Origin of the sequence: Microcoleus sp. PH2017_34_RAT_O_A, from assembly GCF_020737885.1 — a bacterium.
Lineage (GTDB): Bacteria > Cyanobacteriota > Cyanobacteriia > Cyanobacteriales > Microcoleaceae > Microcoleus.
In genome coordinates this window covers 40,527-61,380 of record NZ_JAEQDD010000044.1, presented here as the reverse complement: position 1 = coordinate 61,380, position 20,854 = coordinate 40,527, and the positions used below count along the sequence as shown (strand labels likewise).

Sequence of the window (20,854 nt, the reverse complement as noted above, 5' to 3'; positions counted from 1 at the left end):
CCGAAAGCCTGCGTGTTTTGCCATCAAGGTTGCTTCAGTATTATTTAATTTGAGCGCTCGCTTGACGGCAAACATGGAACTGACTCTCAGCAATCAACTGTAGATAAGTTTAGCAAACTATTTGCCACTTAAGTCTTGCTCCGCTGCGCTACATCCACCTGCCTTTCATCCCCAACCTTCTTCGTTGCGGAAGACGCTACGCTGTTCCTACACTACGCGAGGATGGGGAATTCCCGGCGAACTCGTTAAATGTTAAGTTTTTGCAGGCGACAAATCTCAAGCCAGAAATTTTCGATCGTCAATTGGCCGCATTATGACATTCTATCTAATCGATCGATCCGTTTGAACAAACGCAACAGAGCAAACCCAGCACCCGCAGCCAGCAAAGCCACAGCGACAGCGGGCCATACTTGATTGCTGACAAACAAAATTGTCGCCGACAAAGTAAAAGCACTCATCATCAAAGTATAATTAGTGCCCATTTGAACGTTGCTCATGCGGCGCATCAATCGCTCAGCTTCGGAAGAACGGACTCGAATCCGTAAATCTCCCTGTTCGAGTTTATCAATAGTCTCCTCAATCCGGCGGGGCAAACCCAAAGCAGTCGAACTCACCTGAGCCGCCTGACGGCCTAGTTCGTTAAAAATGCTGCTCGTTGCATCCGGCCCATTTCCATTAGTCATAAGCTGCATGGCAAAAGGTTGTGCCACCTCCATAAAGTTAAACTCGGGATCTAAACCCCGGCCCACGCCTTCAATCGTCGAAAAAGCTCGCATTACAAAAGTAAAGGTAGCTGGGAAGCGAAAAGGTTGGTCGTAGGCAATATCGTAAAGGTCATCGGTAATCGCACTCACGGACTGCTCTTCAAAAGGCTTATCCATGAAGTTATCGAGCATATACTGGATGCTGCGGCGCACGGGACTCATATCGCCTGTGGGAACCAAAGCGCCCAAGTTGATCAGAGAATCCATAATCCGCTGTCCATCCTTGGAAGCAATGCCGTAGAGAGTCTCCATCAGTCCTTCGCGGACGTTGGACTGGATTTGACCCATCATGCCGAAATCGTAGAAAATCAGAGATCCGTCAGCACTCACAGCGATATTGCCGGGGTGGGGATCTGCGTGGAAAAAGCCATCGTTGAGCAACTGCCGCAAATAAGCTTTAGCGCCTAACTGAGCGATTAATTTGCGATCGATCCCGGCTGCTTCGAGAGCTTCGTAGTGGCTGATTTTAATCCCTGGTAGGTATTCCAAAGTCAGCACTCGCGGAGCCGCGTAGCGCCAATAAACTCGTGGCACCTGCACCCAGTCGCAGTTGCTAAAATTGCGGCGAAAAGTATCAGCATTGCGGCCTTCATGGAGATAGTCTATTTCCAGCCACAGAATGCGACAACATTCCTCATAAATCCCCATCCAATCTCGGCCGCGGCCCCACTTAGGATGGTTTTGAAAATAGCGAGCAATCCCCTTGAGAATTTGCAAATCTATTTCAAACAGCTTTCGCAGTCCAGGGCGTTGCACTTTTACTACAACTTCCGGGCCCGAGTGCAGTTGAGCTTTGTGTACCTGACCCAAACTGGCAGCGGCCAGGGGCACAGGATCGAAGCTGCGGTAGAGTTCCTCAACAGTCTTGCCCAAATCTTGCTCGACAATTACCTCTAACTGTTCGTAGCTGAAAGCAGGCACTTTATCTTGCAGCTTAGAAAGTTCCTCGACAAACTCTGCCGGGAACAAGTCGGCGCGGGTGGAAAATAATTGTCCAACTTTAATGAAAGTCGGGCCTAAATCCAAGAGTGTTTCTCGAACCCAGATAGCTTGAAAGCGGCGTCTGGCAACTTTCTTTTCTTCAGTTACACCTCCCCAGTAGCTCCAGTTTTTGCTGTCGAACCACAGCGAAGCCAGCCAGAGCAAGACAAAGGCCCAAATGTCGAAGAAGCGTCGCTGCCGGGAATATTTTTCGCGATTCCAGCGATAAGCTTTACTTTTGTAGGATTTACCAGCAGTTTTTGGCTCATCGGCGTCGCTAGTACGCTTGGGGGAGCGCTGGCGATTAACAGAGTCATCAAGGAGAGCAGACACTTGGGTTCCCAAATTGCTTATTTTATGTTGTTGCTTTGATTGCAGGTAGGAAGGAGCGCAGGAGCGCATTGCTTTGCGCTCGTGTAACAATCAGTAGTTGTTGCGATCGTCACTTCGGAGCTATCGTCCGCTGGAATCGTCCTTTGTTAAGGCAAACTGCTGCGGTAGCGCTGCAATTCCGATCGCACGAGAGCGACTTCGGCGCGCAGCTCGTCGATCGTTACTTGCAAGTCTGCGGGATGGATGTCTTGAATGTCAGTAGTAGTGCTGGTGGTTCCAGTACCAGTTCTGGTCTGCATCGCCTCATCGGCAGCGCGATTGGCCCGTTCTACAACTTTATCTGTGAACTGGCGCAGGCGTTCTCTTTGTTCGGCGTCAAATTTGCCGAGTTCGGAGAAAGCGTTGGTTGCTGCGCTTTCTAATTGCTCGTACAGTGCTTCGGCAACTGCTCTTCCTACAAAAAAGGCATGAACTGGGGGTTTACTCATATAGAAATCTCTGTACGCTTCCGCAACAAATTATAACTTGCTTATCCTCGATGGCGCTTGTTCCCAAAGAAAGGAACTTTGCCCGAATCGATCGACCACCCTGGCTTGCACCGAAAAAAACAACTGTTTGCACCGATCGCGATCGCATATAGGGCGCCACCACGGTAACTCACGGCATTCTCGGCTCTAGTTTTACTCAAACCTTTCTCAAGCTTAGTAGGTTTGGCAGAACTAATGGGCGACCTCGAACAACCTAGCCGTCCGGTCTCAATATTAACATAATTTACCACAAAATATCAAATATTTATAAATTTTGGGGTTTCCATTCTGATTAGTTAGGTGATAGAAAATATTCGATAATTTCCGGCAATGGCTATTGATATTTTCTGAGTCGATCGCAGGTTGTGCGAAATTGTCTGTGGTTTGGAATGGCGTTATTCGCTCCACAATCGATGGATATTTAGTCAATCCTCAAACCAAGGATTAGTTCGCCCTTTTAAGCAAAAAAAAGAATACTAATTTGTCGCAGGTTCAGGATAAGGCACTGTCGGTTCTGGCACGGGGGGCGGCGAGTAAGGTGCGATCGAAGTACCGGAATTGCTGCCGTTTTGGCTTGGTATTGGCGGTTCGATCGATCCTAGGGCCGGTGACGGTACTGTCGGTGCGGATTCTTGCTGTGGGAATGTTTCAGAACTATTGGCAGCAGACGGGGCGGGTGCGGGTACGGGAGGGGAGGATCTGCGGGATTCGGGTGGCAGGGGCGGAACTTCTGGTACAGGTGCGGATGCTGCTTCGGGTGCTGGCTGGGTTTCAGTTTTAGGTTCTGGAATGGGGTACTCAGAGATCTGCGCTTCGGGATCGGGAGTTGGGGATGCTGAAGGTTCAGGATCTGGGGCGGGAGTCTCCGGGCTTGGGGAGGCAGAAGGTTGGGCGCTAGCTGTTGAGTTGTCGATCGGTTCTGGTATGCTGCTGTCTGACGTGGGTTTGGGGCGCTTGTTGAGTTGGAGTGGAACCAGAGGGCTGCTTTCGACAGACGGCTGCCCGAACATCGGCCCTGACAAATCACGGGATTTGAGCAAATCTTCCAAAGATGGGAAGGATTGAGTTGTGGATCTGTTGTTGCTGGCACTGATGCTGTGGTAGCGCCAGGCCAAGTCAAAACCCATCCAGCCAGCAATTGCAGCCGTGACGACAAACGCCAGCAAGGTCAACGGCAGGGGGGGAGGTGCTGGCAATCGCAAACTTTGCTTGTCTGTTCTCTGTGCGGGTAATCGCTCTGTTTCTTGCAGCATAGTAAGCCAATTTTCCACTGTCTGGGGGCGTTTCTGGGGGTCGGTTTCGAGTCCCTGAAGGATTGCTCGCTCAATGCCGGGGCTGAGGTTGGGCTGAAATTGCCGCAAAGAAGCCAGGGGAATGCGATCGCGCAGGGGTGCTGCTACGGGTGGTACGCCGGAGAGCAAGTAGTAAAGGGTGGCTGCGATCGCGTAAACATCTGTGGCAGGCGTACATTTACCGTCATAGAGGTATTGTTCGAGCGGCGCGTATCCTGGGGAAAGCAAGTTAGTGTGAGTTTGTTTCGTGTCGGCGATAAAGTCGCGAGCAACACCGAAGTCTATCAACATTACTAGATGAGAATCGGCTCGCCGGATCATATTTTCTGGATTGATGTCTCCGTGTAGCAATCCGCTGTGGTGAACTGTACTTACCGCTGAGGCTATTTGCCGAATGTAGTGCAGGGCCTGGGCTTCTGGTAGCGGCTGACTGGTTTCGACTATTTGGGCGAGAGTTTGGCCCGGAATGTAGTCCATCGCGATAAAAGACTGTCCGGCTTCTTCAAAAAAGTCAATTACCCTGACGATGTTTGAATGCTGGCATCGAGACAGGCGCTGGGCTTCGGCAATAAACTGCTGCTGAAACTGGGCAGAGGCTGGGTGTTGGCGCAGACTTTCGTTGAGGGTTTTGAGTACGACGGTTTGGTTTAATTGGGTGTGGGTAGCTCGGTAAGTGATGCCGAACCCTCCTCTGCCTAAAGTCGCGTTAATTGTGTATTTGCCCTTTTGCAGGACTGTTGCTGGCGCTAAGTTCATCTTTAGTTGATGCCGGTTCCCAAACTATGCTACCGCCTTTGGGTTATGAAAGCAGAGTTAGGGGTGAGGTTCGATCGACGATCGGCGCCCTAGGGCGTCGGTTTTGCTCTGCCAGGTCATCTTTGCCTCTGGCGGTTATTTTATCTGTAGCCGTCGTCTCAAAACTTAACACAATTTTTTGCCAATAAAAATCCCGCTCTTGTGGAACGGGAAAGCCATCAGGGTGCATCTATATGACTATGACTATAGCCCATGGGGGGTATAACCCCTCTTGCCTTTATCAAATCTTTACCAATCGCAGGCTTATGTAAAGATTTAGGTTTTTATTTGACTTGTGGTCACTGTTATGATATATCTTTTCAAAAAGATGAAGTATTGACCAATCAATCCCTCAATCCCCAATCTCAAATCGAAAAATGGAAAATCTCAACTTGTACCTCCAGAAAGCTGAGAAAGTCTATAGAAGGGAGTCCTACTTATACCATTTATCAAAAGTAGTGCTACAAAACAAGTGTTCGGTTTGTTCGATCGACTCTGTAGGTAAGATTCGTTGCCGCTCGAAAAGTGAATTAATTTTAGGGATTGTTGATGTATCCGCACCTTACGAATAATGTTGCCAGAGTTTTGAAAATTCATATTACAAACATGGTTGTTTGGTGAAAGCGCAATGGCACAGGTGCGTCGCTACTTGAAAATAGAAAAGTCTATTTTTTTGACTAATTTTTAATAGCAGTGTACCTTATACTATTTTTCTAAATATCCGATAGAGATCTATAGCGGATCTAGGCTCTCATATTCGCGGACGTTGTTGGGAAGAGAGCCCTCTTGGTTTCAGTGGTTATATAACCTGTCAGTCATACCTCACCTTTTTGAGAAAGGCTATACGACGACAAGAGATTGTAATTTATAGACTTTCCGTATTTTCTAAAGTCTGTTATAAATTTAAAAAAATGGTATTAGGACTCCAGCGTATTGAACTTTAATCTTCCTTACAATAAAAAATTTGTTTAAAGCCTATGGGTTTGGCGTATAAATTAAAATCAGACGATTCATTACCCCAATCCTCGGGCTTCCAGGTAGAAGTTGCTGTCAATTGTCAACTGTCAACTGTCAACTGAATTACCGTGCTTCGGCAAATGGTGCAGCAAATACCAAAACACCGCTATATTTGCGATAAAAACCACCAGCTTAAGTACGGTAAAACCATGAAATAACTCATATATTTCGGGCGGGATACTGATACCTACCAGCGCTAAAACCAAAATAGTCGCCCACCCTTTTTCGTACCACAAACCAACTGCTTCAAGAGCAGTTAAAGCGGCATAAAGTCCTGCTGCAAGTCCGCTAAATAGTAATGTTTTAGGCTTTACACTTAGAACTTTATCTAGTAGAAGCTCAATTATTTTTAATTTACTTTCCAAGAAGTACGATTCCGAAAAATCTTCCAAGGCTTGATGATTCTTCAGCGCTAAAAGTAAAGCGACGGAAGTTACTGTCAAGAGGGCTGCTACAAAAGTTTTGTAAACGACAATTGCGATTAAACCAGGAGGACGCTGTTTTTTCACGTAAATTCTCAAAAAATCTAATAATGTGCGACGATCGGCTTGTGAATAAGGAAGAAAAAAGTTCGGCAACGAATTCGCTGGCGCGAGATTTAACGGATATAAGATGGCTGTGCGGCAACGAGTCAGTGTACCCGATTAACGGATACAAGATGACGGTAAAATTCAGCAATTATTAGCCGATATATTTACAAAAAATAACGTGCTGCTGACATATAGCCTTTCTCACAAAGATGAGGTATGACTGACAGCTTATATAACCTCCCAGACAAAGAGGGCTGAAGCCCAACAACGTACCTCATATGAGAGCTAGAGCCGCTATAGCAGACTAAGATTGAGGGTAACGTTGTGCTAAGAAAGAGATCGCGCTAGCCCGATCGCCCAAATCGCCATCCAACGCAGCCGCCAACAAATCATCCAACATTACCTTAAACCCAGGCCCGGGCTTGTAACCCAAAGCCTTCAAGTCATTGCCGTTTAAAGGCGGCTCAACATTCGCCAACCGGGTGATATATTGCCAAATCTGGCGGCGGGCGCTGCGGGGGCTTTGCAGGGCGATCGCAATTAACAGCGGCAACTCATAATTCCTCAACAGAAACACTAATTGACTGGGTAAATTACACTTCAGTAAACCCTTTGCTAATTCCTGATTTCCAGCTTCCAAAACTTCCAGCCGCTTAATACTGTCAGCAGGTAACTGAAGATTTGTAGCCACTTTAACCCGATATTCCGGTGCTAAATAAGCAATCAAAACTTCCAGCCGCATCAGCCAATCTGGAATATTGATAATTGGGAATTGGGAATTGGGCATTGGGAATTGGGCATTGGGAATTGGGAATTGGGCATCGGGCATTAGGAATTGGGCATTGGGAATAGTTTGTTCCTTCTTCCTTCTTCCTTCTTCCTTCTTTCCTCTTCCTTCTTCCTTCTTCCGACTTCCCTCTTCCTTCTTCCGACTTCCCTCGGATTTCTTCCTTCCATTCAAACATCGATCGAGCAAACGCAGTCGCCGCCACAACGGACGATCCAAATCTAAAGTAGGATGAATACAGCGCAAAGCTTGCAAATCTCCCAACATCTGCAAAGCAACCTGCCAATAAGGAGCTTGCAAAATGTACTTCAATTCACTTTTGAGGCGAGTTTCCAAAGCCGGAGCTCTGCCGTTTTCCCCCTGAATTCGGTAATAAATTCCGCTTTCCAAAGCGTGGCGGATGTATCCTTCAGTCTGCGATTCAATGGAAAATCCCAGCCGTACCGCAAACCGCACCGCCCGATAAATCCGCGTCGGATCTTCGATAAAACTGTTAGCGTGCAAAACTCGAATTTGCCGCGATTCCAAATCTAGCAAACCGCCAAAAAAATCCAACAATTCGCCGCTGCGGGGAACTCCCAACCGCACAGCCAGCGCATTAATAGTAAAATCCCTGCGGTACAAATCTTGGCGGATCGAACTCGCTTCAACTTCAGGATTTGCAGCCGGATAAGGATAAAATTCAGTACGAGCCGTAGCAATATCCAGCCACAGCGAACCGAAAGCAGAGTCTTTGTGCCACAGCAGCGCGGCGGTTTGAAATTGACCGTGAACGTCTAAACGCGAGTCTGGGTATAATTTCTGGAGCGCTGAGGCTAATTCGACACCGGCACCGGAATCGTCGGTACCGCAGTTGCCATCAACTACCAAATCAATATCAGTTAGGGTAACAGGCAAGATGCCTGTTCCACAAGAGTTTAATGTTGTGGGGTGGGCATCTTGCCCGCCCTTGGTGTCATTCAAAGCTAATAATAAATCGCGGACTGCTCCACCGACAATATAAAGTTGCCAGCCGCGCTCTCGTGCAATGTTGGCAGCGATCGACAATAATTGCCATAATTCGCTACTAATGCCCGATCGCAACAACTGCTCAACCGACTCAGATACAGGATAATCGGACAATTGAGAATTACTGCCCCTATCGCGGGCTTTTTGCTGGTGCAATTCCCGCAACACGTCAGTGCGAGTCACAATTCCCACGAGTTGGCCGTTTTCCAACACTGGCAAACGCCCGATATCGTATGTCACCATTAAAGCTTCAATTTCTGGCAGCAAGGTATCCGGGGCGATCGTTTTTAGCTGCGGAGTCATGTAACCCTTAACCGGAGCGTGACTGAAACCGTGGTGGAGGGCGATATCAATGTCGCGGCGCGAGATAATGCCTGCCAGTAGATCGCCCGTATCGACCACTGAAAGTCCAGAATGTCCGTAACGTAGGAGGATACGGTGAGCCTCTCCCACGGAGATTTCCGGGCGAATGCTCCTCACTGGGGATGACATTAATTCGCGGGCGGTGGGAGGGTGCGGGATTTGAGCTTTGAGTTCGTCGGCTAATTGATTTAAAGTCAGCAGGGCGTCAACATCTCGGGTGGCGAGGGATGCGGCGCGGGCGTGGCCTCCGCCGCCGAAAGGTTTGAACAATTCGCTGAGGTTTGTGCCTTCGATGCGCGATCGACCGATAATAGCTAAGCGGTTGGAAACTGGCGATTGGGCGATGTTGCGGTTGTCGTTTTCGCTAAATTTATAGACATTGCCTAAAAGTAGAGCATCGCTTTCAGTTAAATCCAACAAGCGAGAAGCTAGCGCCGAAAGTCCGGGCACGTAGGCTTCAGTAGAAAGTAATACCCAAGCTACTGTATAACCGTGCAAGGTTTGCGATCGCAAATTCTCCAATGCTTCTCTGAGCAAATCCTGCAATTGCGGAGACAAACCGGGTTCTACATATTCAGAGATTACCCGCAAACTTGCTCCTTGTTCCATCAACCACGCCAAAGCCATTGCATCTCGCGCGGTTGCGCCGTCGAAGGTGAGGGAACCGGTATCGACGTGGATACCGAGGGCCATGACTGTGGCTTCTGAAGGTAAAAGCCGGGATACTGTATCGCCGTTTTCTGCTGAATTTTTGAGTTTTTCGCGGAGTTTTTCGACAATTAATGTGGTGGTTGCGCCGACAGCTTCAATCTGTGTAACCGTAGCGGGGATGTCTAAATCGGCTTGGAGATGGTGGTCAAAAACCGCTATTTCGTTGAGGTGTGGCAAATCCAGCCATTCGGCGGCTTTTCCTAAACGATCGCGCCCCGAGGCATCTACTATAGTAATCGATCGAATTTGTTGCGGATTGACCGATCGACGTTCGATCAGCGGGTACTCGTCGCGGTGTAGCGCCAAAAAATCCCGCACTGTCGGGTGACAACCCCCAGTCAGCACAATTCTGCTACCGGGGCGCAGCACGCAAAGTCCCACCGCTGCTCCCAAGCTGTCAAAATCTGCTGTTGTGTGGCACAAAACTAAGTCCATAGCCGGAAAATCTCGTATCTCTCACTCCCACACTAGCAATTTCTGGGGCTTTGATACCGGGCGATCGCACTATAGCAAAACTTACGCATGGGGCTAGAAACCGGGTTTAGGTAAAAAAATTGCGACGAGGAACCAGAAATCACCTAATAAACCCGGTTTCCGAGGTTTAATGCGACCTCGACTGCTTAACTCAGCCTTCAGCCTGTCTTGAACCCAGTGTTCTGTCAAGTAGCGAACAATGATAAAATTGATGTAAATCTCAAGAGCCGCTGGCGCCTGTTCGCGCAACGCCCGAATTTGCAAAGTCTCTTTCGTATCAATCAACCGACAATTTCTGGATTACTATCGGGATACAGTCAGTCGATTGTAGATTGTAGATTTTAGATTTACTCCACAGATCGATCTGGGAGATGCAACTTTGGTCTAAGATTTTGAAATCTCCACGACGTAAGTCGGGGAAGTGAACCCGTTTTTAAATGGGTCAAAAACTATAATCTGGAATTTTTATCCAGATTATTACAAACTATTTCTCGTCAACGCACGGCTATATCGAAAGGAGAAAAAATGTTATCAATTCTGTTTCAATTGGTTTTACTGGCTCTCGTACTGCTGTCTTTTGTGATGGTAGTTGGCGTGCCTGTTGCTTATGCCTCTCCCCAAAACTGGAATCAGTCTAAATCCTTGATTTTTGTAGGTTCAGGTCTGTGGTTCTTGCTGGTTATTGCAGTGGCTGTATTGAACTTTTTGGTAGTTTAAGCTCGCCCATCGCTCTCGAATAAAGAAGGTAAAAGATAGAAGGCTGAAGGCATTAACCAGAATTTTGAAGGTATTCGGTATTCGGTACCCACTAAAAAATTTCCAATCCGCGCGATCCTGTATGTTTGTGCACTTGAGATTAAAATCAGATGTTTCTGCTTTCTAAACTTTACCTTCTGGCAAACAAAAATCTAAAATCTAAAACCTAAAATCTAAAATTAGAGCACTATGGCAGTTTTCGAGGGAAATTTTACTCAAACAGAATCTTTGCGATTTGCGATTGTCATCGGTCGTTTTAACGATTTGATTGTCAACAAACTTTTGGAAGGATGTCAAGATTGTTTGAAACGCCACGGCGTTGATATCAATCCTCATGGAAATCAAGTTGATTTTTATTGGGTTCCCGGATGTTTTGAAATTCCTTTGGTGGCCCGCAAAGCTGCTCTTTCTGGCCGCTACGATGCGGTAATCTGTCTGGGTGCGGTAATTCGCGGTCAAACTCCGCATTTCGATTTTGTAGCTGGTGAGGTTTCTAAAGGAATTGCTGCTGCTGCTTTTCAAAGTGGTGTCCCGGTGATTTTTGGCGTGGTGACGACTGACACGATGCAGCAAGCTTTGGAAAGGGCGGGAATTAAGAGCAATTTGGGCTGGAATTATGGGATGAGTGCTCTGGAAATGGGCACTTTGATGCGTCAAGTTAATAGTTTGGGTGGAAGTTCTTACGATCGATTACCGGAGGCTGCTGCTGTTCAAGTGCTCCCGGGCGATCGGGCTTAATATATCTTCTCAGATAACTCGGCGATTGAAATCGCGTCTACAAAAACAAAGTCCGCGCAACGCGAGACTAAGAAATAAAGTAGGTAAGGAAAGCTACGAATAGTGTCACCGCGAAAAGATTCTCGATCGCAGAATATCACCGTTTGGGAAAACTGGGATTTTTCGCTCCCGATGAGCAAGTAGAATTGATTCGCGGAGAAATTATCATCAAAGCTGCTAAAACTACGTTTCATTCTGTTTGTAATTCGCTACTATTAGGAGAGTTGTGCACGCTGGCGATAAAAAAGGCGATCGTGCGCGGTCAAGAGCCGATAATTTTATCTACTACAGATAGCGAACCAGAACCTGATGTGGTTATCGCCCGCAATCGTTCCGATCGTTATTTAGCTTCTCACCCGGAGCCTGCGGATATCTTGTTAGTAATTGAGGTTTCTGATTCTACTTTAAAGTACGATCGCGAAACAAAGCTATCTCTCTATGCCGAATCTGGAATTGCTAATTATTGGATATTTAATTTAGTCGATCGTCAACTCGAAATGCACAGCGAACCTTATCAAAAAAGACAAGGTGATTTCAATTATCGATCGCAAAAAGTCGTTCTGCAAAATGAGGCTGTCGTAATTCCGGGGTTTCCCGATTTGTCTCTGGATTTGTCTTTGGTGTTTCCAGCCTAAGCTGAATTGACTTTAAAACACTCCCTGAATTTTCAGTATAATTTTATACATTTATTGTCAATGGCGATCGCCCTTTGGCTTACTGAGTATCCTAGAATACATAAATTTCCTCAAATACTGATTTATCTGTAAATTTTTTAACTAAAAATCGCCCATTATCTAATATTCCTCAACAGTTTTATGAGATTTATCTAAATTTGGTTGCACAAATATGAGAAATTCGTTATGTTAAGTTTTGTGTAAGCATTGAGGCCGTCTCAACTCGATCCTAGGATGGCTTTCAGTACAAATGCTGTACAAACAGTATTTAACGTATTCTTAACAAACAGGTTTGAAAGTGAACTTTCAGGTCAATTGTTAACGTAATATTAAATAATTAATTTGTCCAGTTAATACCTAGGAAGCTTACCAACAAAGGGATTGATAATTTTGAGGTTCGCCCGGATACTTACAGTTACTTACCAACATGAAAGTGAAAAAAATTTATGGGTGACATTCAAGCTACGTTTACAGCTACCGATCGCGCTTTTCACATTGAAGGGTACGAAAAAATTGATTTCAGTCTACTCTATGTAGATGGCGCTTTCAAACTCGAAAATCCAGAAATTGCGGATAGCTATCGGCAATTTGGTCGCTGTCTAATGGTTGTAGACCAGACAGTGTATGGTTTGTACGGCAAGCAGATGCACTCTTACTTCCAGTATCACGAGATAGATTTAACCGTCTTTCCAGTGAGTATCAAGGAACCAGATAAAACCTTAACCACCTTTGAAAGCATCATAGATGCCTTTGTTGATTTCGGACTGGTGCGGAAAGAACCTGTCTTGGTAGTCGGTGGTGGATTGACTACTGACGTAACAGGTTTTGCCTGCTCCTCCTATCGCCGTCGGACTAACTACATTCGCGTACCAACAACCCTAATTGGGCTGATTGATGCGAGTGTGGCGATCAAGGTAGCTGTGAATCACGGTAAACTAAAAAACCGCCTCGGTGCTTACCATGCTTCGCAGAAAGTAATTTTAGACTTCTCTTTCCTGAAAACTCTGCCGATCGACCAAATACGCAACGGCATGGCAGAGTTAATTAAGATCGCGGTTGTTGGCAACAAAGAAATCTTTGAATTGTTGGAAAACTACGGCGAAGCATTGCTGCACAGCCACTTTGGGTATCTAGATGGCACATCAGAACTGCGAGAAGTGGCGCATCGCTTAACCTACAATGCGATTCAATCAATGCTAGCCTTAGAAGTACCAAACCTGCACGAGCTAGATTTGGATCGAGTGATTGCCTATGGTCACACTTGGAGTCCGACGCTGGAACTAACACCGGAAATTCCGATGTTCCACGGCCATAGTGTCGCCATCGATATGGCTTTTTCGGCGACTATTGCTCAACAACGGGGCTACATTTCGATCGCCTCGCGCGATCGCATCCTAGGATTAATGAGTCGCCTCGGACTAGCAATTGATAGCCCTCATCTTACATCAGAATTGCTCTGGAAAGCAACAACATCCATCGCCCGTACCCGTGACGGTCTCCAACGTGCGGCGGCTCCATGCCCCATTGGTGACTGCTTTTTCATGAATGATTTGACTCGGACTGAGTTAGATGAAGCCCTAGCGGTGCATCAAAAAATCTGTCATGGCTACCCACGCAATGGCGATGGCGAGAATATGTATGTGGTACTGAACAAAGTTGGAACTCGTTCCACAGCAGGGGTATAAAGATGAGACCTGTTACCCCAGTTGGGATTCTAGCGGCTAAACTCGAAAGTCTAGTCCAGCAGGTAGAGTCTCAAGATGCGATCGATCGAGCTTTCAAGGCAGAATTACAACAAGCCTATGAGTTGGCAAATGGTCTCGATCCTTACCTGAACCTTTGTACCACAGCCGAATCTCCGGCATTAGCCACCTTAGTCAAGCGCACCCAATCAGAAGATTGGAGTAAGCGATTCTCCGACGGCGAGACAGTGCGCCACTTGGAACAAGAGATGCTCTCCGGCCATGTGGAAGGGCAAATGCTCAAATTTCTCGTCCATCTGACGAAGGCACAGCGCGTGCTGGAAATCGGGATGTTTACTGGCTACTCAGCACTAGCGATGGCTGAAGCCCTGCCGGTTGATGGAGAAGTGGTAGCCTGCGAAGTCGATGCTTACGTCGCTGAATTTGCCCAGAAGTGTTTCGACGAATCGACTGCTGGCCACAAAATATCAGTGAAGGTGGCACCGGCTTTAGAAACCATGAAACAATTGGCTGCTGCTGGAGAAGTGTTCGATTTAGTGTTTATCGATGCTGATAAAGGTGGATACACAGATTATCTCGACTTACTTCTGACGACTGGTTTGTTGGCGCCCAATGGCTTGATTTGTGCCGATAATACTCTGATGCAGGGACAGCCCTATTTGTCGGATACTGCTACTGCTAACGGAATTGCGATCGCTAAATTCAACCAGGCTGTAGTTGACGATCCGCGCGTAGAGCAGGTGTTAGTGCCATTGAGAGATGGGATTACCTTGATTCGGCGCGTTTAGCAAAATTAATAAGGAGACGGCAATGCCGTGTCCCTACCCCAAAATAATATTGTAGGGAAACGGCACTGCCGTATCCTGATTTCCGGCAACATTAATGAGGAGACAGCAACATTAATGAGGAGACGGCAATGCCGTGTCCCTACCCCAAAATAATCAGGTAGGGAAACGGCACTGCCGTCTCCTGATTTACTGCTTATGCTATAGTTAAGTAGAAATCTTTGTAATTACCAATTGCTAAGATAATGCAAGCTAAAGAAATATCAATTTCCCTACCACAATCACTACTACAGTTCATTGAAAGCTACAAAATTGCTAAAGGATGCAAATCGCCATCCAAAGTAATTGAATTAGCTTTAGAATTGTTGAGGAATCAAGAACTAGAATCTGCTTACCGACAAGCATCTAGTGAAGTAGACTCCGTTTGGGATTTAACGGTTGCCGATGGATTAACAGATGAAACGTGGTGAAATTTACTACGCGAATCTCAGTCCTACGGTTGGTTCTGAGATAGACAAACGCCGTCCCGTATTGGTGGTAAGCAATGATGCTAATAACCGTGCCGCCAATACAGTTACAATTCTACCAATTACCTCGAATATAACCCGTATCTACCCTTTCGAGGTATTGCTAAATCCAGAGGATAGCGGTTTATCCAAATCTTCTAAAGTGCAAGCACAGCAAATACGGACAATTTCTAAACAGCGAATTACCAGCGATGCAGTGGGAAGTTTGAATGAGGAAATTATGCAGCTTGTAAATATTGCTCTAAAACTGCATTTAGATGTCGATTAACATAGAGAATTAATTCGTCAGAACCAGAGATTTACTGCCGGAAGGCTTCCCCCTACGAGTATATTTTAAAAGTAGGGATCTCCCGTTAGTATGTCATACCAGAAAATTATTATGAAAACAAATTCAGTTGCAACGATGCCATCTGAACCAGAAATAAAAGTGGGAAGTATGGGATTCCAAACAGCAATTAAAACCATAGCAACTCTGACATTATTGCTATTAGTAATGCCCCTGAATCTAACTTTGACAATGGTGGCATTGCTGAGATTCATCATCATCAAACCGTTCCAGTCTCGATCGCCCGCAACCAATCCGCAAACGATTTTGATCAGTGGCGGCAAGATGACTAAGGCATTACAGCTAGCCCGATCGTTCCACAAGGCCGGTCATCGGGTAATTTTGATAGAAACTGAGAAATACTGGCTAACCGGTCATCGTTACTCTTGGGCAGTCGATCGCTTTTATACAGTACCAAATCCCCAGACAGAGGAATACCCGCAAGCACTCCTAAAAATCGTCCAACAAGAGGGAGTTAATGTTTACGTGCCCGTTTGTAGTCCCGTCGCCAGTTACTACGATGCCGAAGTCCAAAGCGTACTTTCTCCCCACTGTACGGTAATGCACGTAGATGTAGAAATGCTGCAAAGATTGGATGATAAATATACATTTGCCGCTGCTGCCGAAGCCTTGGGGCTGCGAGTTCCGAAGTCTTACCTAATTACAAATCCCCAGCAAGTAATTGATTTTGACTTCACTGGTGCACAGCGCAAATACATTATCAAAAGTATTCCCTACGATTCTATTCGCAGATTAGATCTCACTAAATTACCCTGCGAAACCCCAGCCGAAACAGCCACTTTTGTCAACTCTTTACCAATTTCCGAGAGTAAACCTTGGATTATGCAAGAGTATATTCCGGGGCAAGAGTTCTGCACTCACAGTACCATCCGTGATGGTCATGTTCAGTTGCATTGTTGTTGTGAATCATCAGCATTTCAGGTTAACTACGAAAATGTCGATCGCCCGGATATCGAAAATTGGATTCGTCTGTTTGCCAAAAGTCTCAATTTGACTGGACAAGTTTCCTTTGATTTCATTCAGGCGGCGGATGATGGAGAGATTTATGCGATCGAATGTAATCCCCGCACCCATTCAGCTATCACGATGTTTTACAACCATCCCGATGTCGCCAAGGCTTATTTAGATCGCGACTCTTTACCACAAACTGTGCAGCCCTTGGCATCTAGCCGCCCGACTTACTGGATTTACCACGAAATTTGGCGATTGGTGACTAATTTGTCGTCGCCAAAGCTAGTTTCTGAGCGGTTACAAATTATTGTTCAAGGTAAAGATGCCATCTTCGATTGGAACGATCCATTACCATTTTTGATGGTGCATCATTGGCAAATCCCATTATTGTTATGGGGAAATTTGCAGAAGCCGAAAGAGTGGATTCGGATTGATTTTAATATTGGCAAACTTGTGGAAATAGGAGGAGATTGAGTATGTCAGTATTACGGGTTTTGCATTTAGTTGGATCGGCAGTCAGTGATTTTTACTGTGACTTGTCACGCCTTTACGCCCAAGATTGTTTGGAGAATACGGCTAATTCAGCACTGTATGAATTTCATATTGCCTATGTTTCTCCCGATCGCACCTGGCGTTTTCCGACATCTCTCGATAAAAGTGCGATCGAGGCCGCTCATCCCATGTCTTTAGCGGACGCTGTGCAGGTGCTGACCGACCTAAAGATTGACGTAATGATCCCCCAGATGTTTTGCATCCCAGGCATGACTCAATACCGCAGCTTCTTCGATCTGCTGAGTATTCCTTATGTGGGTAATCCCGCAGAGTTGATGGCGCTGGTGGCTGACAAAGCGAGGACTAAAGCAGTGGTAGCAGCCGCTGGGGTAAGTGTACCGTTGGGAGAAGTTGTCCGTGCGGGCGATCGAACTTTGATTGATTTCCCGATCGTACTTAAGCCAGTGAATAGTGATAATTCCATTGGAGTGGCTTTCGTGAAAAATGCTGCTGACTATGATGCAGCTTTGCAGAAAGCATTGACTCATTCAGATGAAGTGCTAGTAGAAAAATTCATTGAATTGGGTAGAGAAGTTCGCTGTGGAATCATCGTCAAAGCAGGCGAGTTAGTCTGTTTGCCACTAGAAGAATATGCTCTAGATGCCGATACAATGCCGATTCGGAGTTATGCCGATAAGCTGAAACAAAATGACGATGGCAGCTTGGGTTATGCCGCTAAAGATAGTACCAAATCGTGGATAGTTGACATCAGCGATTCGGCAACTGAGAGAGTTTGGGATATGGCCAGAAAATCTCATATAGCTTTGGGTTGTCGCGATTATAGTCTATTTGATTTTCGGATAGATCCGCAGGGAAAACCTTGGTTCTTGGAAGCGGGGCTTTACTGTTCTTTTGCTCAGAAAAGTGTACTTTCTGCGATGACGAAAGCATCGGGAACTTCTCTGGATACTTTTTTTGAAAGTATGTTGCAAAATGCTTTATGTAAAATCCCAAATAACTAAGGAATGATATAGAGGAGACGGCAATGCCGTGTCCCTACAGTATTATTGTGGGTAGGGACACGGCACTGCCGTCTCCTAATTTCTTGAGGTCGATCGACGCGATCGGTATTTTGATATTATGGACGCGAGACTATACCAAACTTCACTTCCTATGTCAAGGATTACGAACAACGTTGTCGTAAATCCTTGTGTAATATTTGAGCTTTCCGCATACTAATCGCTAGACAGAGGAAACCACAACATGATCCAAACCATATCGAAAACAATCACGTTTGATGAGTTCGTTGCCTGGTATCCAGAGAACTCTGTCCATAAGTACGAACTACACAATGGAGTAATTGTTGAAATGCCTTTAGGAACTGGCCGCCATTCCCGCGTTATAGGTTTAACCAGGGACGAAATCAGCGCAGAAATCAGGCGACTGAAATTGCCTTGCTTTATCCCCGGCGACTGCCTGCTCAAACCCGTCCGCAACGAGGCGGGCTACCTGCCAGACGCAGTTGTCCTAGACGAAGCAGCTCTCACAAAAGAACCGCGCTGGGATAGGGAATCCATCATCACGATGGGGTCTTCGGTGCGACTGGCTGTAGAGGTCGTCAGTACCAACTGGCGGGACGATTACCATCTCAAATTCGCCGACTACGAAGAAATGGGCATCCCCGAATACTGGATTGTGGACTACCTCGGTTTGGGCGGCCGCAAGTTCATCGGTACTCCCAAACAACCCACACTATCGGTTTGCCAGTTGGTTGACGGCGAGTATCAGGTAAAACAGTTTAAGGGCGATGACATAGTTGAATCGCTGGCTTTCCCAGAGTTGAGGTTGACTACCGAGGTGATTTTTCGAGCCGGTCTGCCTCCAACCGAGCCGAGCTAGAACGACTGGGGGGCGATCGGATATTAAAAGAATATCAAAAATTGTACTTTGTACATTGTGTAATCTTCTAGCTTTCCGCATACTAATCACCAGACAGAGGAAACCGCAACATGATCCAAACCATATCCAAAACAATCACGTTTGATGAGTTCGTTGCCTGGTATCCAGAGAACTCTGTCCATAAGTACGAACTACACAACGGAGTAATTGTTGAAATGCCTTTAGGAACCGGCGACCATTCGGAAGTTACGGGTTTTCTTTCCAGTGAAATCAATTTTGAAATCAGACGGCTGCAATTGCCTTACTTTATCCCTGGTGATTGCCTAATTAAACCCGTCCGTGACGAAGCAGGTTATCAACCAGACGTAATAGTCCTAGACAGAACCGCACTTGCAAACGAACCACGCTGGAAAAAAGAATCCGTCATCACGATGGGATCTTCGGTGCGATTGGCTGTAGAGGTTGTCAGTACGAACTGGCAAGATGATTACCTGGTTAAAGTAGCTGATTATGAAAGATTGGGTATCCCGGAATATTGGGTTGTGGATTATGCTGCTTTGGGCGGCAGACGCTTTATTGGTAATCCGAAACAACCTACTATCTCGGTTTATCAGTTGGTTGACGGGGAATATCAAATCAGCCAATTTCGGGGAAATGACATAGTTGAATCGCTGGCATTCCCAGAGTTGAAATTAACGGCAGAGAAGATTTTTCTTGCTGGTTTGCCGAACTAACCAAAGCTGTTATTCCTAGACTTTCTGGTGTGATATAATCTGAAAAAGTGCGATCGATATTTATAAAAATTTATACCGTGCCGTAATGACTACGCCGCCGAATCCGCTGACTCCGACTCCGACACCATCCCAATCGAGTCCAACTCCTGTAGTGCCATCTCCTCCAGTAAGTACGAAATTGGGTACATTCACGCAAAAGTTAGTGATGAATGTTTTAGAGGTTGTCGATCAGGTGTTATATGGGTTAATGGGTCAACTTGGGAGAACAGTTTTTGGGTCAATTCAGGATGCGATCGCGATCGGTATTCTTTTAAAACTTCCCGGTTTAATCGGTGAAATTATTATCGGTAAAGATTTTTCAGGTTTCGATATTTGTCTAAAAGAAAGCCCTTGGGGTGTATCTCGTTATGCTTGTTTCATTATTGTAGCTTCTGATTTTTTGTTGTGGATAGTTCTCGCAGGTCGAATTATTGGTAGATTTTGGGCAGATTTAAAAGATTTGAAAAATAATCCCTAGGAGATATTTGATATGACTTTAGTCAACCGGAAACAAATTAGTCTTTATGAAGAAGCTGAAGCTGGATTAAATTCTTTAGTCAAGCAAACGGCTCAAGTTGGTGTTGGTTTGTTGGGGATACTGTTGCTGACAGGAGGAAGTCCGCCAGCTTTGACAGTAGGGTTAAGTGTAGTTGGGGGAATTGCGTTTGTTGCTTGGAGCGAAGAGAAGCGACTGACTAAATTTTATGCGAGGCAGACTCAGCTAATACAGAATTCTGTCATTGCGAGTGAAACGAAGCAATCGCAACTCAAACATCATCCTGTCATTGCGAGTGGAACAAAGCAATCGCAAATTCCTAATACCAGTGAGTCTGAGCCGACTAAATTTGAGGGACGACAATCGCAACTTCCTAACTCTAGTGAGTCTGAATTGCTTGCAAATGACATCAAACAAATCCTTGAAGCAGATACAGATAATTTATCGGAATTGATGAAACAGGCTGGTCTAAATCCAGATAAAGATTTAGCAGGAGCTGATTTAAGTAGTGTTAAAGCAGTTGGCTGCAAATTGAGCCGATTCAATCTCAGTGGCGCTGACTTAGATAATACCGATTTGAGTCGTACCGATCTGAGTTTTGCGAACTTAAGCAATGCTAAACTAACAAACGTAAAACTTTGTCGCGCTGACTTAAGTGGTGCTGACTTGAGAAATGCTTTGCTAATGGATGCCGACTTGAGTTTTGCCGACTTAAGCGATGCGGACTTGAGCGGTGCCGATTTGATTAATGCTGACTTAAGCAATGCCAATTTAAGCAATGCCAATTTGCACAATGCTAATTTGACAGCGACCAACCTGAGTACCGCCAATTTGAGCGATGCTAACTTGAGCAGTGCCAACTTGAGTGATGCCGATTTGAGCAATGCCGATTTGAGCAATGCCGACTTGAGCAATGCCAATCTGAGCACTGCCAAAGTAGAAAGTTCTCGATTTGGTAACAATGCCGGACTATCTGAAGATGCAAAGTATGAACTACAAAACCGAGGTGCAATCTTCCCGCAAGATTTCCCGCAAGACGAACGGATACTTGAATACGAGCTATAATAGTTGGGTAACTTTGGGGTAAGTAAAA

At 45.9% G+C, this 20,854-nt stretch carries 20 protein-coding genes; 13 read left to right on the top strand and 7 right to left on the bottom strand.

Translation table 11 applies throughout. From position 1 onward, the window contains the following. Nucleotides 1-311: 311 nt before the first annotated feature. The 7 genes from JGK11_RS16570 to JGK11_RS16540 all read right to left on the bottom strand — a co-directional run bounded on the left by JGK11_RS16570 (nt 312) and on the right by JGK11_RS16540 (nt 9,867). Entirely contained in the window at nt 312-2,078 is a 1,767-nt protein-coding gene (locus JGK11_RS16570; RefSeq protein WP_293184903.1) for an AarF/ABC1/UbiB kinase family protein, read from the bottom strand. A gap of 146 nt (nt 2,079-2,224) precedes the next feature. Next, a complete protein-coding gene (locus JGK11_RS16565; protein WP_293184904.1) occupies nt 2,225-2,566 on the bottom strand; it encodes a DUF6825 family protein in 342 nt (113 codons plus the stop codon). Nucleotides 2,567-2,607: 41 nt separating this feature from the next. After that, nucleotides 2,608-2,766 (bottom strand): hypothetical protein, encoded by a 159-nt coding sequence (locus tag JGK11_RS16560; RefSeq protein ID WP_293184905.1) that lies wholly within the window; start codon nt 2,764-2,766, stop codon nt 2,608-2,610. 315 nt (nt 2,767-3,081) lie between these two features. Further along, on the bottom strand, nt 3,082-4,653 hold the full coding sequence (locus JGK11_RS16555) for a protein kinase (protein ID WP_293184906.1): 1,572 nt from the start codon (nt 4,651-4,653) through the stop codon (nt 3,082-3,084). A gap of 1,103 nt (nt 4,654-5,756) precedes the next feature. Further along, entirely contained in the window at nt 5,757-6,287 is a 531-nt protein-coding gene (locus JGK11_RS16550; RefSeq protein ID WP_293184907.1) for a DUF2127 domain-containing protein, read from the bottom strand. 256 nt (nt 6,288-6,543) lie between these two features. Then, nucleotides 6,544-9,543 (bottom strand): CBS domain-containing protein, encoded by a 3,000-nt coding sequence (locus tag JGK11_RS16545; RefSeq protein ID WP_293212293.1) that lies wholly within the window; start codon nt 9,541-9,543, stop codon nt 6,544-6,546. Between the two features lie 93 nt (nt 9,544-9,636). Then, complete coding sequence (locus JGK11_RS16540) at nt 9,637-9,867, bottom strand: hypothetical protein (protein WP_293184908.1); 231 nt, start codon at nt 9,865-9,867, stop codon at nt 9,637-9,639. 240 nt (nt 9,868-10,107) lie between these two features. Between JGK11_RS16540 and psbZ the strand changes: the two genes are divergently transcribed. The 13 genes from psbZ to JGK11_RS16475 all read left to right on the top strand — a co-directional run bounded on the left by psbZ (nt 10,108) and on the right by JGK11_RS16475 (nt 20,826). After that, a complete protein-coding gene (gene psbZ / locus JGK11_RS16535; RefSeq protein WP_293184909.1) occupies nt 10,108-10,299 on the top strand; it encodes a photosystem II reaction center protein PsbZ in 192 nt (63 codons plus the stop codon). A 228-nt stretch (nt 10,300-10,527) separates the two neighbouring features. Continuing rightward, on the top strand, nt 10,528-11,076 hold the full coding sequence (gene ribH / locus JGK11_RS16530) for a 6,7-dimethyl-8-ribityllumazine synthase (protein WP_293184911.1): 549 nt from the start codon (nt 10,528-10,530) through the stop codon (nt 11,074-11,076). A 125-nt stretch (nt 11,077-11,201) separates the two neighbouring features. Then, nucleotides 11,202-11,750: a Uma2 family endonuclease gene (locus JGK11_RS16525; RefSeq protein WP_293184977.1), complete on the top strand. Its 549-nt coding sequence runs from the start codon at nt 11,202-11,204 to the stop codon at nt 11,748-11,750. 485 nt (nt 11,751-12,235) lie between these two features. Then, complete coding sequence (locus JGK11_RS16520; RefSeq protein WP_293184913.1) at nt 12,236-13,474, top strand: sedoheptulose 7-phosphate cyclase; 1,239 nt, start codon at nt 12,236-12,238, stop codon at nt 13,472-13,474. A gap of 2 nt (nt 13,475-13,476) precedes the next feature. Then, on the top strand, nt 13,477-14,280 hold the full coding sequence (locus JGK11_RS16515) for a class I SAM-dependent methyltransferase (protein WP_293212292.1): 804 nt from the start codon (nt 13,477-13,479) through the stop codon (nt 14,278-14,280). Between the two features lie 242 nt (nt 14,281-14,522). Next, a complete protein-coding gene (locus tag JGK11_RS16510) occupies nt 14,523-14,747 on the top strand; it encodes a CopG family transcriptional regulator (RefSeq protein WP_293184915.1) in 225 nt (74 codons plus the stop codon). Beyond that, nucleotides 14,734-15,072 (top strand): type II toxin-antitoxin system PemK/MazF family toxin, encoded by a 339-nt coding sequence (locus tag JGK11_RS16505; protein ID WP_293184916.1) that lies wholly within the window; start codon nt 14,734-14,736, stop codon nt 15,070-15,072. Before JGK11_RS16510 ends, JGK11_RS16505 begins: the two co-directional genes overlap by 14 nt. Nucleotides 15,073-15,183: 111 nt before the next feature. Further along, on the top strand, nt 15,184-16,575 hold the full coding sequence (locus JGK11_RS16500; RefSeq protein WP_366053799.1) for an ATP-grasp enzyme: 1,392 nt from the start codon (nt 15,184-15,186) through the stop codon (nt 16,573-16,575). A gap of 2 nt (nt 16,576-16,577) precedes the next feature. Continuing rightward, the gene (locus JGK11_RS16495; protein WP_293212291.1) at nt 16,578-17,615 is read left to right on the top strand and encodes an ATP-grasp domain-containing protein; all 1,038 of its coding nucleotides are present in this window, start codon (nt 16,578-16,580) and stop codon (nt 17,613-17,615) included. A 241-nt stretch (nt 17,616-17,856) separates the two neighbouring features. Further along, nucleotides 17,857-18,492, top strand: a complete 636-nt coding sequence (locus tag JGK11_RS16490) for a Uma2 family endonuclease (protein ID WP_293191720.1) — start codon at nt 17,857-17,859, stop codon at nt 18,490-18,492. A 110-nt stretch (nt 18,493-18,602) separates the two neighbouring features. Next, on the top strand, nt 18,603-19,226 hold the full coding sequence (locus JGK11_RS16485; protein ID WP_293184919.1) for a Uma2 family endonuclease: 624 nt from the start codon (nt 18,603-18,605) through the stop codon (nt 19,224-19,226). An 85-nt stretch (nt 19,227-19,311) separates the two neighbouring features. Further along, nucleotides 19,312-19,743 carry a hypothetical protein gene (locus JGK11_RS16480; protein ID WP_293184920.1) on the top strand — a complete coding sequence of 144 codons (432 nt, stop codon included), beginning with the start codon at nt 19,312-19,314 and terminating at the stop codon, nt 19,741-19,743. Nucleotides 19,744-19,755: 12 nt separating this feature from the next. After that, nucleotides 19,756-20,826, top strand: coding sequence for a pentapeptide repeat-containing protein (locus JGK11_RS16475; protein WP_293184921.1), 1,071 nt, complete (start codon nt 19,756-19,758; stop codon nt 20,824-20,826). The last annotated feature ends 28 nt before the right edge of the window (nt 20,827-20,854 follow it).

Coding starts and splice junctions, on each gene's coding strand:
- JGK11_RS16490 (WP_293191720.1), top strand. CDS start 17,857: ATGATCCAAACCATATCGAAAACAATCACGTTTGATGAGTTCGTTGCC.
- JGK11_RS16565 (WP_293184904.1), bottom strand. CDS start 2,566: ATGAGTAAACCCCCAGTTCATGCCTTTTTTGTAGGAAGAGCAGTTGCC.
- JGK11_RS16500 (WP_366053799.1), top strand. CDS start 15,184: ATGAAAACAAATTCAGTTGCAACGATGCCATCTGAACCAGAAATAAAA.
- JGK11_RS16510 (WP_293184915.1), top strand. CDS start 14,523: ATGCAAGCTAAAGAAATATCAATTTCCCTACCACAATCACTACTACAG.
- JGK11_RS16480 (WP_293184920.1), top strand. CDS start 19,312: ATGACTACGCCGCCGAATCCGCTGACTCCGACTCCGACACCATCCCAA.
- JGK11_RS16520 (WP_293184913.1), top strand. CDS start 12,236: ATGGGTGACATTCAAGCTACGTTTACAGCTACCGATCGCGCTTTTCAC.
- JGK11_RS16475 (WP_293184921.1), top strand. CDS start 19,756: ATGACTTTAGTCAACCGGAAACAAATTAGTCTTTATGAAGAAGCTGAA.
- JGK11_RS16545 (WP_293212293.1), bottom strand. CDS start 9,543: ATGGACTTAGTTTTGTGCCACACAACAGCAGATTTTGACAGCTTGGGA.
- JGK11_RS16555 (WP_293184906.1), bottom strand. CDS start 4,653: ATGAACTTAGCGCCAGCAACAGTCCTGCAAAAGGGCAAATACACAATT.
- ribH (WP_293184911.1), top strand. CDS start 10,528: ATGGCAGTTTTCGAGGGAAATTTTACTCAAACAGAATCTTTGCGATTT.
- JGK11_RS16505 (WP_293184916.1), top strand. CDS start 14,734: ATGAAACGTGGTGAAATTTACTACGCGAATCTCAGTCCTACGGTTGGT.
- JGK11_RS16485 (WP_293184919.1), top strand. CDS start 18,603: ATGATCCAAACCATATCCAAAACAATCACGTTTGATGAGTTCGTTGCC.
- JGK11_RS16515 (WP_293212292.1), top strand. CDS start 13,477: ATGAGACCTGTTACCCCAGTTGGGATTCTAGCGGCTAAACTCGAAAGT.
- psbZ (WP_293184909.1), top strand. CDS start 10,108: ATGTTATCAATTCTGTTTCAATTGGTTTTACTGGCTCTCGTACTGCTG.
- JGK11_RS16495 (WP_293212291.1), top strand. CDS start 16,578: ATGTCAGTATTACGGGTTTTGCATTTAGTTGGATCGGCAGTCAGTGAT.